At 67.9% G+C, this 14921-nt stretch carries 18 protein-coding genes; 7 read left to right on the top strand and 11 right to left on the bottom strand.

The window, feature by feature from the left end; genetic code table 11:
- Window positions 1-17: 17 nt before the first annotated feature.
- On the top strand, window positions 18-1565 hold the full coding sequence (locus G3N98_RS23320) for an FGGY-family carbohydrate kinase (RefSeq protein ID WP_206149340.1): 1548 nt from the start codon (window positions 18-20) through the stop codon (window positions 1563-1565).
- Window positions 1562-2320, top strand: a complete 759-nt coding sequence (locus G3N98_RS23315) for an SDR family oxidoreductase (RefSeq protein ID WP_206149339.1) — start codon at window positions 1562-1564, stop codon at window positions 2318-2320. The genes G3N98_RS23320 and G3N98_RS23315 overlap by 4 nt, the downstream gene beginning before the upstream one ends.
- 70 nt (window positions 2321-2390) lie before the next feature.
- Here G3N98_RS23315 and G3N98_RS23310 read toward each other — a convergent pair whose 3' ends face one another.
- The 7 genes from G3N98_RS23310 to G3N98_RS23280 form a co-directional block, all read right to left on the bottom strand.
- Window positions 2391-2531 (bottom strand): hypothetical protein, encoded by a 141-nt coding sequence (locus G3N98_RS23310; protein ID WP_174972170.1) that lies wholly within the window; start codon window positions 2529-2531, stop codon window positions 2391-2393.
- Between the two features lie 204 nt (window positions 2532-2735).
- The gene (locus G3N98_RS23305) at window positions 2736-3320 is read right to left on the bottom strand and encodes a nucleotidyltransferase family protein (protein ID WP_175240464.1); all 585 of its coding nucleotides are present in this window, start codon (window positions 3318-3320) and stop codon (window positions 2736-2738) included.
- Window positions 3321-3389: 69 nt separating this feature from the next.
- Window positions 3390-4175 (bottom strand): M15 family metallopeptidase, encoded by a 786-nt coding sequence (locus G3N98_RS23300; RefSeq protein WP_346779102.1) that lies wholly within the window; start codon window positions 4173-4175, stop codon window positions 3390-3392.
- Window positions 4176-4273: 98 nt separating this feature from the next.
- A complete protein-coding gene (locus G3N98_RS39890) occupies window positions 4274-4420 on the bottom strand; it encodes a hypothetical protein (RefSeq protein WP_241026046.1) in 147 nt (48 codons plus the stop codon).
- 13 nt (window positions 4421-4433) lie between these two features.
- Entirely contained in the window at window positions 4434-5117 is a 684-nt protein-coding gene (locus G3N98_RS23290) for a Fe2+-dependent dioxygenase (protein ID WP_206149338.1), read from the bottom strand.
- On the bottom strand, window positions 5114-5887 hold the full coding sequence (locus G3N98_RS23285; protein ID WP_206149337.1) for a tetratricopeptide repeat protein: 774 nt from the start codon (window positions 5885-5887) through the stop codon (window positions 5114-5116). Before G3N98_RS23285 ends, G3N98_RS23290 begins: the two co-directional genes overlap by 4 nt.
- 3 nt (window positions 5888-5890) lie before the next feature.
- A complete protein-coding gene (locus G3N98_RS23280) occupies window positions 5891-8134 on the bottom strand; it encodes a TonB-dependent siderophore receptor (RefSeq protein WP_206149336.1) in 2244 nt (747 codons plus the stop codon).
- Between the two features lie 322 nt (window positions 8135-8456).
- On the opposite strand from G3N98_RS23280, the gene G3N98_RS23275 reads away from it, so the two are divergent.
- On the top strand, window positions 8457-8696 hold the full coding sequence (locus G3N98_RS23275) for an Arc family DNA-binding protein (protein WP_089448087.1): 240 nt from the start codon (window positions 8457-8459) through the stop codon (window positions 8694-8696).
- Window positions 8693-9112, top strand: coding sequence for a type II toxin-antitoxin system VapC family toxin (locus G3N98_RS23270; protein WP_089462315.1), 420 nt, complete (start codon window positions 8693-8695; stop codon window positions 9110-9112). Before G3N98_RS23275 ends, G3N98_RS23270 begins: the two co-directional genes overlap by 4 nt.
- Before the next feature lie 112 nt (window positions 9113-9224).
- Here G3N98_RS23270 and G3N98_RS23265 read toward each other — a convergent pair whose 3' ends face one another.
- Window positions 9225-10520: an aspartate carbamoyltransferase gene (locus tag G3N98_RS23265; protein WP_089427078.1), complete on the bottom strand. Its 1296-nt coding sequence runs from the start codon at window positions 10518-10520 to the stop codon at window positions 9225-9227.
- 232 nt (window positions 10521-10752) lie between these two features.
- Here G3N98_RS23265 and G3N98_RS23260 point away from each other — a divergent pair, with 232 nt between their 5' ends.
- Window positions 10753-10887: an entericidin A/B family lipoprotein gene (locus tag G3N98_RS23260; protein WP_006485835.1), complete on the top strand. Its 135-nt coding sequence runs from the start codon at window positions 10753-10755 to the stop codon at window positions 10885-10887.
- Between the two features lie 99 nt (window positions 10888-10986).
- Here G3N98_RS23260 and G3N98_RS23255 read toward each other — a convergent pair whose 3' ends face one another.
- The 3 genes from G3N98_RS23255 to G3N98_RS23245 all read right to left on the bottom strand — a co-directional run bounded on the left by G3N98_RS23255 (window position 10987) and on the right by G3N98_RS23245 (window position 13730).
- A complete protein-coding gene (locus tag G3N98_RS23255) occupies window positions 10987-11535 on the bottom strand; it encodes a permease (RefSeq protein WP_206149335.1) in 549 nt (182 codons plus the stop codon).
- A gap of 208 nt (window positions 11536-11743) precedes the next feature.
- Window positions 11744-12712: a DMT family transporter gene (locus G3N98_RS23250; RefSeq protein WP_241026045.1), complete on the bottom strand. Its 969-nt coding sequence runs from the start codon at window positions 12710-12712 to the stop codon at window positions 11744-11746.
- Between the two features lie 223 nt (window positions 12713-12935).
- Window positions 12936-13730 (bottom strand): AraC family transcriptional regulator, encoded by a 795-nt coding sequence (locus G3N98_RS23245; RefSeq protein WP_206149333.1) that lies wholly within the window; start codon window positions 13728-13730, stop codon window positions 12936-12938.
- Window positions 13731-13900: 170 nt separating this feature from the next.
- Between G3N98_RS23245 and G3N98_RS23240 the strand changes: the two genes are divergently transcribed.
- Both G3N98_RS23240 and G3N98_RS23235 read left to right on the top strand, forming a co-directional pair.
- Entirely contained in the window at window positions 13901-14734 is an 834-nt protein-coding gene (locus G3N98_RS23240; RefSeq protein ID WP_206149354.1) for a MoaF C-terminal domain-containing protein, read from the top strand.
- Window positions 14731-14921, top strand: a 191-nt coding sequence (locus tag G3N98_RS23235) for an SDR family NAD(P)-dependent oxidoreductase (protein WP_206149332.1), incomplete at its 3' end; no start/stop codon positions are given. The genes G3N98_RS23240 and G3N98_RS23235, both read left to right, overlap by 4 nt.

Below are 14921 nucleotides of genomic sequence, written 5' to 3'. Positions count from 1 at the left end.
GCCTCACCGGAGACATCATGGAATACGTCATAGGCGTCGATATCGGCACGCAGAGCACCAAGGCGCTGCTCGTCGACCGGCACGGCACGATCGTCGCGCGGCGCTCGGCCGGCTACCAGCCCGATACGCCGCGCCCGCTGTGGGCCGAACAATGGCCGCAGGCGTGGTTCGATGCGGTGCTCGCGTGCATCGCGGGCTGCGTGAGCGATGCGCGCGCGCAGGGCGTGCCGGCCGATGCGATCCGCGCGGTGTGCGTGGGCAGCCTGTACGGCGGCTCGGGCATTCCGGTCGACATCGACATGCGGCCGCTCCATCCGTGCCTGATCTGGATGGACCGGCGTGCGACCGCGGAAGTCGATTGGGTCAACGCGAACGTGAACGTCGAGCGGCTGCGCGTGATCACGGGCAACGGCGTCGACAGCTATTACGGCTTCACGAAGATGCTGTGGTTGCGCGACCAGCGGCCGGACGTGTGGGCGAACGTGCGCTATTTCCTGCCGCCGAACGCGTACGTGATCTACCTGCTGACCGGCGAGGTCGCGGTCGATCACAGTTCGGCCGGCAATATCGGCGGCGTGTACGACGTCGCGCGCCGCGAGTGGTCCGACGACGCGCTCGACATGCTCGGCATTCCGGCGACGATGATGCCCGAGCGGCTCGTCGAATCGACGGACGTCGTCGGCGGGCTGCTGTCGCAATGGACGGAGCAACTGGGGCTGCCGGCCGGCACGCCCGTCGTCGCGGGCGGCGTCGATGCGGCCGTCGCGACCTTCGCGGCCGGCGCGACGCGCACGGGGCAGCATGTCGCGATGATCGGCACCAGCATGTGCTGGGGTTACGTGAGCCGGCACGTCGATGCGCGTCACGGGCTCGTCAGCATGCCGCACGTGTTCAACGGGCAGCGCGACCTCTACGTGTTCGGCGGCGCGATCACGGCCGGCGCGTCGGTCGCCTGGTTTCGCGACCAGTTCTGTCACGCGGAAATCGATGCGGCGCGCCTGCTGCCGCACGGCGATCCGCACGTGCTGCTCGAGGAAGCGGCCGAAAGCGTGCCGCCGGGCGCCGACGGCGTGCTGTTCCTGCCATACCTGATGGGCGAGCGCAGCCCCGTGTGGGACGCGAAGGCGAGCGGTGCGTTCGTCGGGCTGAGTCTCGCGCATACGCGCGCGCACCTGTATCGCGCGGTGCTCGAAGGTGTCGCGTTCGCGTTGCGGCACAACATCGAGGCCGGCCGGCGCGGCGCGGTGGCGCTGGATGACCGGCTGATCGTCGTGGGCGGGGCCGCGCATTCGGCGCTGTGGATGCAGATCATCGCGGACGTGACGGGCTTCCCGGTGTGGACGATCGAGCAGGACGTCGAAGCCGCGATGGGGGCGGCCTTGCTCGCGGGCGTCGGGGCAGGGCTCGTGTCGCACGACGATGCACAAGGCGGCTGGGTCACGCTCGTCGAGCGCGCACGGCCCGATGCCGGACGCGCGAAAGCGTATGCGGCGCGCTTTGCGCTTTATACGGCGCTGTATCCGGCGCTCAAACCGATCATGCACGAGTTGCACACGCCATCATGAAGACACGATTCGATTTCGGCGGTTCGCGGGTGCTCGTCACAGGGGCGTCGAGCGGGATCGGGCGCGCGTGCGCGGTCGCGCTGGCGCAGGCGGGCGCGCAGGTCGTCGCGGCCGGGCGCGACATGGCCGCGCTCGATGCGCTGGCCGGCGAGGCCGCGTGCGAGACGCTGCGACTCGACGTCGGTGGCGACGAGCAGGCGATCGATGCGGCGCTCGCCGCGCACGATGCATTCGACGGCCTCGTGAATTGCGCGGGGATCGCATCGCTCGAATCGGCGCTCGAGGTGAGCGCCGCGCATTTCGATCGCGTGATGGCCGTCAATGCGCGCGGCGCGGCGCTCGTTTCCCGGGCCGTCGCACGGAAGATGATCGCGCGCGACGCGCGTGGCGTCGCGCAGGCGCGGGGCAGCATCGTCAACGTATCGAGCCAGGCCGCGCTCGTCGGGTTGCCCGCGCATCTGAGTTACTGCGCGTCGAAGGCGGCGATGGATGCGATCACGCGCGTGCTGTGCATCGAACTCGGGCCGCACGGCATTCGTGTGAACAGTGTGAACCCGACCGTCACGCTCACGCCGATGGCGCAGTTCGCGTGGAGCGAACCGGAAAAGCGGGCGCCGATGCTGGCCGCGATTCCGCTCGGGCGATTCGCGGAGCCGGACGAGGTCGTCGAACCGATCCTGTTCTTGCTCAGCGACGCGGCGTCGATGGTCAGCGGCGTGTCGCTGCCGATCGACGGCGGGTATACGGCGCGCTAGGCAACCTCATGCGGCGACGACGGCGCATGACGGGAACCCGCGATGAATGCGCGGCGCGGCAGCCCGGAGGCTAGACAGGATCCTTGCTCGGCGGTCCGTCCGGTTGCTGCGGGTTGTCGTGATGGCCGGGCGGCGACGAGAACGGATCGTCTTCCGGATCGCGGTTCGGGTCGGCCGGTGGCTCGGGCGTCGGGGTCGTGTGATCGGTCATGGAGGACTCGCGCGGTGCGTGACGGCGGTGGCGCGGCAGGGGCGCCTCGTCTCCGTTATAGCCAATCGGGCGTGCGTTTGCAGCGGGATTGTGGCGGCGGGTGGTGTGTCGTCGGTGCAATCCGGGCACGGGCCGCTTTCGGGCAGGAACCCGCCGCGCGCGGCGCGTGCGCTGTGTTGCACCGCGCGCTCTGCGTGATTCCGGTCAGCGTAAATCCGCCGGTGTATCGACGTCGCGCACGATGCCGGGATCGTCGACGTCGAGCAGCCTGACCGGCGCGCGGGCGAACAGCGCGCGGGCGCCCGTGTCGCCGTCGAGCGCGGCGAGCGCATCGAAATGGTGCGCGGCGAACCCGACCGGATGGCCGCGCACGCCGCGGTGCGCGGGCGCGACGATCGACGCGTCGTCGGCGTCGAGCGCGCGCGTGACGGCTTCGTAGGTGGACGCCGCGATCCACGGCATGTCGCCGAGCGCGACGAGCCAGCTGTTCGCGTCGGGCGTCGCGCGCACGCCGGCCGCGAGGCTCGCGCCCATGCCGCGCACGGCGTCGGGCGCGTAGACGACGTGGCAGCCGGCTTCGTTCAGCAGCATCGCGAGTTTTTCGGCACCGGGACGCACGACGGCGATCACGTCGGCCGTGGCCGCCGCGAGATGGCGGGCGGCCGCGACCGCAACCGGCGTGCCGTCGGGAAGCAGCGCGAGCAGCTTGCTGTGCAGGCCGCTCGGGTCGAAGCGCTGACCGAGGCCGCCGGCGAGGAGGACGCCGGTGGCGAGTGACGCATAGGACATCGGCGCGGGGGAGAGTGATGCAGGTGCTGCGATTGTGCGGGAGCGGGCAGGGATCGACAAGTGAGGATGTTACCGAGGCGGGCGCGTTTCATCGGAAAGAATGTCAGCACGCGGCTTCGTCGAGCATGTTTCCTCGACGGGGCCGTAGATGGCGTGCGATTGATCGTGCATCACGGCCCAATAGCGGTCGCCGAACGACCAATGCCACCATTCCGACGGGTAATTGGTGAAGCCGGCGCCCGTCAGCGCGGTGATCAGCACCTGACGGTTGCGAGCGGCTGCGCGGCTGATGAACGGGTTGTGCGTGTAGCACGCGCCGGATGATTCCTGGTCGGTGGCATCGAGCATGCAACCCATGTCGAGCTCGATACCATCCGCCGAGATGAGCGTCAGGTCGACAGCTGCGCCCGTCGGGTGCGCGGCGACTTCCGGCGGTGCAACGTAGTGGCTCGTCAGTGCGACCAGGGTGTCATCATCCGGCAACGGCTTCAGCGTCCGGCGCAGGTGCGCGAGGTGCCCGGTGAAGTAGTGGCGCTGCAGGGCCAGCGGGCGATAGCCCTCCTTGACGTACAGGCGCAGGCCGGCGGGGAGCGCGTGCGCTGCGGCGATCAGCCGGTCCGCCACGCCACGACGCACTTTCAGGAAATGCGGGCTCTTGTTTGCGACGTCGTCAGGGCTGGGAGCGACAGCGATACGGTCATGGAAGCCTGCGAGATCGACAAACCCTTCGTGCGACTCCAGCAGGGCAATGGACCGGACAACGGGATCGGAGAGCGAAATCACGATAGTGGACGAAGTGGCGCAATGACGGTTGCGGGCCACGTCCGGCTGGCAGCAGGAAGCGCTATTGCGCACGGCCGGGCGCTCGTGGTTGATTTGGTCAGACGAATCGCCAATATGCCAGAGTCCGGCGGAGGATGTGTCGCGGTTTCCGCTGCGGGAGCGTGAGCCTCTTATCCTCGCGTATCGATGGTCGTGCCTGCGTGGACGCCGTCGTTTCGCGTGTCGTGTGGCGGCGCCTCCCAACCGCTTTCCTCGATTGGATCGACGGGACCGTCGTAGCGCACGACCGAGCCGCGCAATACGTCCAGCGGCTGCATTGCATATCGTTGGTTACGCATCCGCCCACTTCCTCAACAGGTTGTGATAAATCCCCGTCAACGAAATCACCATCGGATCCTTCGTGCCTTTCTCGACGGACAGTGCCTGAATCTGCGTATCGAGCTGGAACAGCAGCGTGCGGTCGCCGTCGTCGCGCACCATGCTCTGGATCCAGAAGAACGACGCGACGCGCGCGCCGCGCGTCACGGGCGTGACGTGATGCAGGCTCGACGCCGGATACAGCACGAGGTCGCCCGCCGGCAGCTTTGCGCGATGCGTGCCGTACGTATCCTCGACACACAGCTCGCCGCCATCGTACGCGTCGGGTTCTTCGAGGAACAGCGTCGCCGACAGGTCGCTGCGCACGCGGAAATCCGTGCCGCGCAGCAGCCGGATCGCGTTGTCGACATGCGTGCCGAACGTCTCGCCGCCTTCGTAGCGATTGAACAGCGGTGGAAACACCTTGAGCGGCAGCGCCGCCGAGAAGAACAGCGGATGGCGTGCGAGCGCGTCCTGGATCGCGTCGCCCACCGCGCGTGCGGCCGGCGCGCCTTCCGGCAATTGCCGGTTGCGTTTCGCGAGCGCCGACTGCGTGCCGGACGTCGCATTGCCGTCGACCCATTCGGCCGCATCGAGCAGTTCGCGACACTGCGCGACCTGCGCTTTCGTCAGTACGCCGGGGATGTGAAGCATCATGATGCGGATTCCAGACAGTGTGGCTGCGGCTGTGGTGGCGTTTGCAATTCCAGCGCCGCCGCACGAAACGCGTCGATCGGCGACGACGCGAGATACGCGCGCATCTTCGCGACGAACGCGGGGGTAGCGGTGGCCGGCACGCGTGCAAGCCACGCGAGCGCTTCGTCGATGCGCCCGCGCTCGGCGAGCAGCCGTGCAAGGTTGAACTGGCCGCGGAAGTCGCCGGCCACGGCGGCGCGTTGATAGTGGTCGAACGCGGCGTTGCGGTCGACCGGTACGACCCAGCCATCCTCGTGGAAGCCGCCGATCAGGTTGATCGATTTCGCATGGCCGAGTGCGGCCGCGCGCTGGAACCAGTCGAGTGCCTCGGCGCGATTCTCGTCGACGCCGTTACCCAGCGCGAGCGCCGTCGCGTAGTTGTACATGCCCCAGTCGAGCCCCGCCTGCGCGGCGAGCCGGTACCAGTACACGGCGACCGGCGCGCACGCGGCCGTGCCCCAGCCGAACTCGTAGCAGCGGCCGAGCATGTTCATCGCCATCGCGTGGCCGGCGCGCGCCGCGTGCCGGAACCAGTTGAACGCGGCCGCCGGATCGCGCGCGACGCCGTGTCCGTCGAGCAGGTATTGCCCGTAGACGGCCTGGGCGTCGACGATGCCGTTGTCGGCCGCCGCCGCGACCCATGCGGCGGCGCGCTCGGGCGGCCCGGCCAGGATGTCGGCGAACTCGCGCGGCGAAACCGACGCGAGCGCCTTCAGCGACACGGCCTCCATCGATCAGTAGCGCGCGTTCAGCGTGACGAACGCCGAGCGGCCCGGTGCGATCGACGCGTAGTGCGCCGGATACGCCTGGTCGAAGTAGGTGCGGTTGAACAGGTTGTTCACGTTCAGCTGCAGGTCGAGTTTCTTGTTGATGCGGTACTGCGCCATCGCATCGAAGCGCCAGTACGACGGCACCGCGTGCTGGTTCGCGGGATCGCCGAACACCTGCGACATGTAGAACGCGCCGCCGCCGACGGTGAACTTCGGCGTCACGTCGTAGTTCGACCACATCGTGAAGCTGTGCTTCGGCGTGTTCGGGAACCGGTTGCCGTTGTTCGCCGTGTCCTTGCCGTTGTCGCGCAGCTCGCTCTTCATGTACGTATAGCCGCCGAACAGCTGCCACTGCTTCGTGATCTGGCCCGCGACGCCGAGCTCGAGACCCTGCACGCGCTTGTTGCCGACCATCGCATATTGGTTGTTCGGCAGCGTCACGCGCGCATTCGTCGTATCGATCTGGAACAGCGCGGCGGTCAGCGCGAGCTTGTCGCTCAGCACGTTCCACTTCGTGCCGAGCTCGATGCTGCGGTTCTTTTCCGGCGCCAGCTGATCGGCGTTCGAGCCGACGCCGCCGCGGCCCGGCGTGAGCGACTGCGTTTCGCTGCCTTCGCCGAGCATCATGCCGGCCGGCGTCGACGACGTCGCGTACGACGCGTAGATGCTGCCGTTCTGCGCGGGCTTGAACACGAGGCCGGCCTGCCAGTTCACGAGCGTGTCGTCACGCGTGGTGGTCTTGCCGCCGTTGGCCTTGGTGTCGGTGAAGCGGGTCGAGTAGTCGTCGATGCGCACGCCGCCGTTGACCTGCCAGCGCGGCGTGATCTCGATCGTGTCGAAGCCGTAGATCGACTTCGTCACGGTGCGGGCACGCGCGTAGTCGTTGTTGCGCGTGATCGAGCCGGCCCACGGGTCGTTCGGGTTCGGCGACCACAGGCTCGTGCAGTTGTAGCCCGACGCCGCGCCGATGCCGTTCTGGCAGATCTTGCCGTTCGCGGCGGCGACGTTGTACGTGTCGCGCTTGCCCCATTCGCGCGACAGCTCGATACCGGTCGTGAAGCTGTGCTTGAACGGGCCGGTGCGGAATTCGCCGAACAGCTCGGTCTGGTTCGCGATGCTGTTGATCGCGCTGTTGCGGGTGTTCGCGCGCCGCCAGACCTTGCCGTTGACCACGTTGCCCTGGCTGTCGTCGGGCTGCGTCCAGATGTAGTCCTGCGTCGATTCCGTATAGCGCGTGGTGTTGCGGATCGTCAGCGACGACGTGATGTCGTGCTCGATCTTCAGCGTACTGATGTCCGACGTCGTCTTGCGGAAATCGCGGTTGGTCAGGCCGTAGAAGTTGTGGCGGTCGACGGGCGCCGGGCCGTCGGTGGCGACGCCTTTCGGGAGGTTGAAGCCGTAGTAGTACGGGATGCCGCCGTCGGGCAGGTCGTCCGTCTGCAGGTGGTAGTAGCTCGCGACGACGCGCGTCGACGTGCCGAGGCCGAACGCAATCGACGGTGCGACGCCCCAGCGCTCGTTGTTCACCGCGTCGCGGCCGGCGACGTCGTTGTTGTGGCTCATCAGGTTCAGGCGGAACGCGGCGTGATCGGCGAACTGCCAGTTGCCGTCGGCCGTGAAGCGGCGATAGCGGTCGGTGCCGAGGCCCGCGCTCGCGGCGGCGGTGGTGCCGAGGTGCGGGGCCTTCGTGATCAGGTTGATGCTGCCGCCCGCGCCGCCGCGGCCGCCGTATGCGCCGTCGGAACCCTTGGTGATCTCGATGCGCTCGGTGTTGAAGATCTCGCGCGTCGTCGCGCCGGTGTCGCGCATGCCGTCGACGAACATGCTGCCCTGCGTGTCGTAGCCGCGGATGAACGGACGATCGCCGAGCGGGTTGCCGCCTTCGCCGGCGCCGAACGTGATGCCGGGCACGGTGCGCAGCGCTTCGGTCAGCGTTGACGCGCCGCTGTTCTGGATCAGTTCCTGCGGGATCACGGTGACGGATTTCGGCGTGTCGACGAGCGGCGCGGTGAATTTCGCGGAAGCGGAGAAGTCGGCCTTGTAGCTGTGCTCGGCCTTGCCCTGGACTTCGATCGGCGCGAGATGGCCTTCGGTGCCGACCGGGGCGGGCGGCGGCGTGCCGTCCGCCGCGAAGGCCGGGCTTGCGGCGAGCACGCTGCACAGGGTGGTGAATTTACCGAGCTTCAGCTCGTCGGGACGTGACTTCATGGTGCGCTTCGACCTCGCGGTGTGGCCCCGGGGGCGGGGCGCTACGGGAATGTGCATGCCGCCGGGAATTATTACGATTTGTTTTCAGGCGGCATTCTATGTAATTTTTTATTGAATGAGAAGCGTTCTTGTTATCGTTAGTAAGGAAAGTGTCAACTAATGTGACGGGGTGGCGGTGGGGCGCGCGGGGCGGGGTTGATGGCCGAAAGGCCAGCTGTGGCGGGCGTGTCTGGCGGGGTAGAGTGGTTCTGTCGCGGATCGCCCGCCATGACATCAAGGTGCTAATATGACTGCATTGAAAGCAAATGTAGCGAGGTGCATCATGCCTGTGATTACGGTTCGAAACCTGCCCGATGAAGTGCACCGTGCGCTTCGGATTCGTGCGGCCCAGCATGGGCGCAGCACCGAAGCGGAGGTGCGGGACATCCTCGAGCAGGCCGTTCTTCCGGGAGGCCGGCTCAAGCTGGGAACGCTGCTGGCGGAAATCGGACGGGAGGCGGGCGGTGTCGATTTCGACGCGCAGCGCGACAAGACGCTAACCGACCCGATGAGCTTCGAATGATCCTTGTTGATACGAACGTGATGTCCGAGCCGTTGCGGCGCGAGCCGAGCGCGGCCGTGATCGAGTGGCTCGATGCCCAGAACGTCGAAACGCTGTTTCTGGCTGCGATCAGTCTCGCCGAAATGCGCTTCGGCGTGGCGGCGTTGCCGGAAGGTCGCAGGCGCGACTGGCTTCATCAAAGCATCGAGCAGCGTGTCGTGCCGCTGTTTCGCGGTCGGATCCTGCCGTTCGACGAGGTGGCGACGAAAGCCTATGCCGGCATCCGCGCGCGGGCCCGTGCCGCGGGCACCGCGATCGCGCCCGCCGACTGCTTCATCGCCGCGACGGCCGAGGCGAACGGATTGATCATTGCGACGCGCGACGTCGCGCCATTCGAGGCGGTCGGCTTGCGGGTGATCGATCCGTGGGCGTCCTAGGTGCTGATTGCTCATCTGTTCACCGCGCAAAAAATAGAGCGCGCCGGGCTGCCCGGCGCGCTTTCCGTTGAACTGCGGGGGCGCCTGACTGGCTCGCCCCCGCAGTTCCTTCTCAATCGACCCCGTGAAACACCGCATCCTCCGGCCCGAGATAGGCCGGCGGGCGCCACGTCGCGTCGCGCATCGAATGCTGGACGAGGTTCTCGACGCCGAGCAGCACCGCGAAGATCGCCATCCGCACTGGAATGCCGTTGTCGGTCTGGCGGAAGATCGCGAGGCGCGGGTCGCGGTTCAGGTCGACCGACAGGTCGTTCGCGCCGGGCCGGCTGTCGCGCGGCAGCGGGTGCATGATCAGCGTGTCCGGCTTGCACACCGAATCGACGAGCGCCTGGTTGATCTGGAAATCCGGCGTGTAGCCTTCGAATGACTCGTCGGTGAAGCGCTCCTTCTGGATCCGCGTTGCATAGACGACGTCCGCGCCGCGCAGCCCGGCGGCGAGATCGGTCGTCTGCTCGATCACGTGGCCGTTCGTCGCGATCTGGTCGACGATGTAGGCCGGCATCTCGAGCGTCGGCGGCGACACGAGCGTGAACTTGAGCCCGCGATACAGCGCGAGCAGCTTGACGAGCGAGTGCACGGTGCGGCCGTACTTGAGGTCGCCGACCAGCGCGATGTGCGCGCCGTCGACGATCTTGCCGAGCCGCGAGAACTCGCGCTGGATCGTATAGAGATCGAGCAGCGCCTGGCTCGGGTGCTCGCCGGGGCCGTCGCCGCCGTTGATCACGGGCAGGTTGGTCGCACGCGCGAACTCGGCCACCGAGCCTTTCTCCGGATGGCGGATCACGAGCGCGTCGACATAGCCGGCCATCACGCGGCTCGTATCGTAGATCGATTCGCCCTTGGCCATCGACGAGAACGTGAAGCCCGTCGTATCGCACACCGAACCGCCGAGCCGGCAGAAGGCGGCGCCGAACGACACGCGCGTACGCGTGCTGGCCTCGAAGAACAGGTTGCCGAGCACCGCACCTTCCAGCACGCGCGAAATCTTGTGGCGGCGCGCGATCGGCTGCATTACGTCGGCCACGCGAAACAGCGCCTCGACCGATTCCCGCGAGAACTGGTCGACCGACAGCAGTTGCGGCTTGCCCTCGAAAAAGAACTGCTTGGCGAGCCCCTGATTATCTACGCTTTGCGTATAGTTGCCGCCTTCCGGGACCGAGCGCTCGACGATTTCCGACACGAAGCGCTCGACGATCTCGGGCATCCCGCGCGATTCCTGCGAATCGTCGGGCAGCAGCCAGGTATCCAGCGCGCGCCGGCTCACACCGATGCGGCTGGCGAACGCTTCGCGTGTCATGTTGAGGCGGCGCATGGCGTCGCGGAGGAAGGCTTGCTGGGGAACGGTCATCGGCGGCTCCTGACGAGAAATATACGCGGTGCGTATATTAGTTCCTCGCATGTTGAAGTCAAGGAAAATCTGCGCGAACCGGCTGTGTGGCCCGCGTGACAGGCGGCGGGTTCGGACTGGCGCGCGGCGGCCGTCTCCGTATAATCAGGTCAGGCCCCGTGCCCAGCATCTGCCGGGCGCGACGCCGCAAACGATTCGCCCGTCGGGCTTGTTGATTCCAAGGAGAATGAGAATGACGCGTACGATTGCTGCAATGCTGCTGGTGGTGACCGCCGCGCTCGCCGGTTGCAACACGGTCGCCGGTGTGGGGCAGGACATTTCGAAGGGCGGCCAGGCGATCAGCGATTCGGCTGAAAAGGCCAAGTAAGCCGACCGGTTCCGGAATGCAGAAGGCGCCGGGCCGTCCCGCGATTGCGGGGCGGCCCGGCGCCTTTTTTCTTTTGGCCGGCGCTCGATGCCGGTGGCGTCAGGCGTGCTCGACGAACGCGTAACGGCCTTCGACCTTGCGCGGCGTGAACCAGCCGTAGTCGGGGAACAGGCGGTTGCGGACGAACCAGACATAGCCCACCAGCAGGACCGTGATCGCGAGGCTCGGCAGCGCGGTCGACGGATCGCGTCCGAGCTCGGCGATGGTCTTCGGCACCTGCAGCAGCGACAGCAGGATGAACGCGTGGTACGCGCCGACACGATTGGTCGCAAAGCCCCAGATGAACAGCAGCGACAGCGGCACGGTCAACGCGAGGAACACCAGCACGAGGCCGTTGCCGGCGCCGGTGGCGAAGAAGTAGTACGCGAGCATGAGGCTGATCGCGAGTTGCGCGATGCCGAGCGCGACCAGGATCCGGATGTGCAGCTTGTTCTGGCGGCAGCGTTCGGGATCGGGGCGCGACGCGATCAGGTGCGCGAGCACGCGATCCTTGAGTCCTTGTCCGGACAGTTCGGCCAATGCGTCGGCCTTCCTCGCTCCCGCGGACAGCAGCACCGCGATTCTTGTTTTGGCTTCCTTCCTGTTCATTGCGTGGCGGATTGTTGTGCGATGGTTGTCAAAGGTCCCGGCCACGCGAATATTGCATCTTGCGGGGTGGTGCGCAACGGTTTTGCGGTGCGCGGACACATTCCTACAGTGGCCGGCCGCACGGGGGAAGCGCGAGGATCGACCGGTTTTACGGCGGGGTGGAGCTGCCGCCGTTTCCGCAACGACGCAACGACGCGATGAGCGCGAGTCAGTCGATGGCTGTTTGCGCGGCGGGCGTGGGGCGGGACGGTCGATCCGGATTCGCCGGGTGCGTATTGCGTGCTTCGGCTGGCGGTTCGCGTCGCCGCGTCGCGCCGACGACCATGCCGGCGACGACGAGCGCGATACCCGCGATACGCGTGCCGCTGAGCGTTTCGCCGAACAGCGCGACCGCGAACAGCACGGCCGAGACCGGCGCGACCGCCGTGAACAGCGCGGCCTCGGTTCCGCTCGTGCGTGCCGAACCGGCATACCAGCACAGGTAGCCGAGCACGGTCGGCACCAGCGCGTAGTAGGCGATCGCCGACACCGCGTCGGCGGTCCATCCGGTCGCCACCGCGTGCCATTCGAACGCGGCGGGCACGAGGGCGAGCACGAAGCCGAGGCCGGACATCGCGGTGGACAGCGCCAGCGGCGGCAACGGTGCGGCCAGCCGCCGGTTGAGGAGGATGAATACGGCTTCGCAGGCGACGGCGGCCAGCACCAGCGCATCGCCGGCGAGCGTGCGGAGCGACGGCAGGGCCTGGCCGGGCGCGAATGTGACGAACAGCACGCCGGCCGTTGCGAGCGCGGCGGCCACCCAGTCGCGCGGTGTCTGCCGTTCGCGCAGCACGACGGCCGCGATCAGCGTCGACATCGCGGGCAGCGTGCCGAGCATCACGCCCGCATCGAGCGGCGACGACAGCTTCGTGCCGCAGATCAGCAGCACCGTATAACCGACGCCGCCCGCCGCCGCCTGGATGACGAGCAGCACGGCGTCGTGACTGGAGAGGCGCGGCCAGCGCATGCGCTGCGCGCGCATCAGCGCGAACAGCAGCGGTGTCGCGATCAGGAAGCGCAGCGCGGTAGCCGCGAATGGAGGCAGGCCGCCGGCCGCGAGACGGCTCGCGATGACGGTGCTGCCGACGCCTGCCATTGCGGCGGCGAGATAGAGATAGCCAATCAGTCGTGTCTTCATGCGCCGCATCGTCGCGTACGGCGGTGATGCGCGTCTTGAACGAAATTGCAGCGCGCGCGGGCATGTCGAATACGGCGCGCGCGACTCGGCATGCTTGGGCCGCAGGGGCGGGCGACGGTCACCGCGAGCAGCGCATGGCTCGGCGTGCCGTCGCAGTTGTCGATGTGAGCGCAGCCTTCGAGGCCGGTGTGTTGACGACGGGCCCCGCGGGATGACGGCGGCGTCAAACGGCCTGCGTGAACCGCCCCGGCGTGATCCCGAACTGGCGCGCGAACGCGCGCGTCAAATGGCTTTGATCGGCAAAGCCGGCTTCGGCCGCGGCATCCGCGATCGGCAAGCCGCTGGCAAGCAGCGCGCGCGCCAGCCGCGCACGCGACTGGATCAGGTACGCGTGCGGCGTGATGCCGACTTCGCGGGCAAACCCGCGCAGCAGCTGGAAGCGGCTGACGCCGCTCAGGTCGGCCAGCTCGGCGAGCGAAACGGGCGCGGCGGGCGTCGCGTCGAGCCGCTCCCGGGCGAGGCGGATTGCCGGTGCGACGCCCGCCGCCGGCAGCGTGCGGTTCGCATGCCGGGCAAGCAGCCCGGCGACGAGCATCACGAGCGCTTCGTCGCGGGCGAGCGGCTGGGATTCACCCGCGACGATACGCGCGTGCAGTTGGCCGACGGCAGCCGTGAGCCGCGCGTCGCGCACCGCCGGATGCGCCAGCTCGACGCCGCCGAGGCCTTCTTCCGCCGCCACGCCCGCGACCAGCGCGGGTGCGAGGTACAGCATCCGCCAGTGCCGGCCTGTGCCGGCCTCGATCGGCGAGCCGTCGTGCATCTCGCCCGGGTTGACCATGATCGCGTCGCCGGCCAGTGCGTCGACCTGCCCGCGGCCGCTCCACGACCGGTGCGCGCCGCTGACGATCACGCCGACCCCGAATTCGTCGTGCGCGTGGCGCGGAAATGCACGGTCGGATTCGAGGCTGATTGCCTCGATGCCTTCGTCGGTCCGTCGGTAATGGGTGACGCGGTGCATGTGCGCTCCTCGCGCCGGTCGCGGCGCGGATGTCGTGCACTTTAGCGCGTTCCGGCGCCGCGCGCCCTTCATCCTTTTGGCCGATACCGCGCGGCGCGCGCAACCCGCACCATGTGCACATGAGCAGCGTACACGGCCCGCCGGGCCTGAAGCTGCGCGGGAGACGGCAGGTGGAACGACAGGATCCGGTATTCATTCAGGTTGGCGCGCTCGCGGACGGCTTCGCGCCGGAAGCGAACATCCTCGCATCCGTCGACGCGCTCGCCGGGCGGACACTTGCGCTCGGCGACGCATCGGGCGCATGGCGCGTCTATACGTTCGAGCCCGGCGCACTGCAGTGGCGCGATGCGGCGACCGTTACGGGCGGCCGCGAGCCGTGCCGCGTGACGCGGCTGCGCCACGGGCTGTACTTCGTCGACTACATCGATTCGGCTGCCCGCGCGACGTCGGTCAGTCTCGTGATCGATCTCGACAACGGTGTATGGACGTCGGTCGTCGGCGCGCTGCCGACCGAGGCCGACACGCGCATCGACGCGTTCACACGGGTTGCGCGCGGGCTGCCGCTGACGGGCGTCGAGGCCGAGTTTCGGCACGGCACGCTCGGCGGCCACACGCAGCCGGGGCCGTTGCACGGGCCCACGCGCGAGCTGATCGGCAAGCGGACGATGTATCGCTATAGCCCGACCGAATGCTACGAGCACATCTACCTGAACGAGAATTTCTATGCGTGGCAGTGCCTGCAGGGTGTCGAAGGCGGGCTGGCCGATGTCGACCGCTCTCATTACTTCAGGATTGCGGACGAACTGTATCTCTTCGTGTGGCGAGAAAAGGTGGTGCCCACGCTCGGCGTCGTGCTGATCGACCTCGCGCAGCGCAAGACCGACGGCAAGATCTTCGGCTACCAGGGCGGCGATTTCGGCACGCTGTCGAATTTCCCGATCGGCGCGCACGCGCAGGTGCTCAACGAAACCGTGCATCCGCTCGGCGGCGAGGCGCAGCGATGAATGCCGTGCCGGGCAGCGGCCGCCTGCGGGCGGATTTCAGCGGGCGCGTCGTGCTTGTCACGGGCGCCGCGCAGGGGATCGGCGCGGCGATCGCACGCCGATTCGCGGAATCCGACGCGTTCGTCGCGCTCGCCGACCTGAACGGCGAGGCGGCCGCCGCGCAGGCCGATGCGCTCGCGAGCGCGGG

Source organism: Burkholderia sp. Tr-20390 (assembly GCF_017104595.1).
Taxonomy (GTDB): Bacteria; Pseudomonadota; Gammaproteobacteria; order Burkholderiales; family Burkholderiaceae; genus Burkholderia.
Note: the sequence above shows the minus strand (reverse complement) of the source record. Positions and strands in the feature narration are given on the sequence as shown.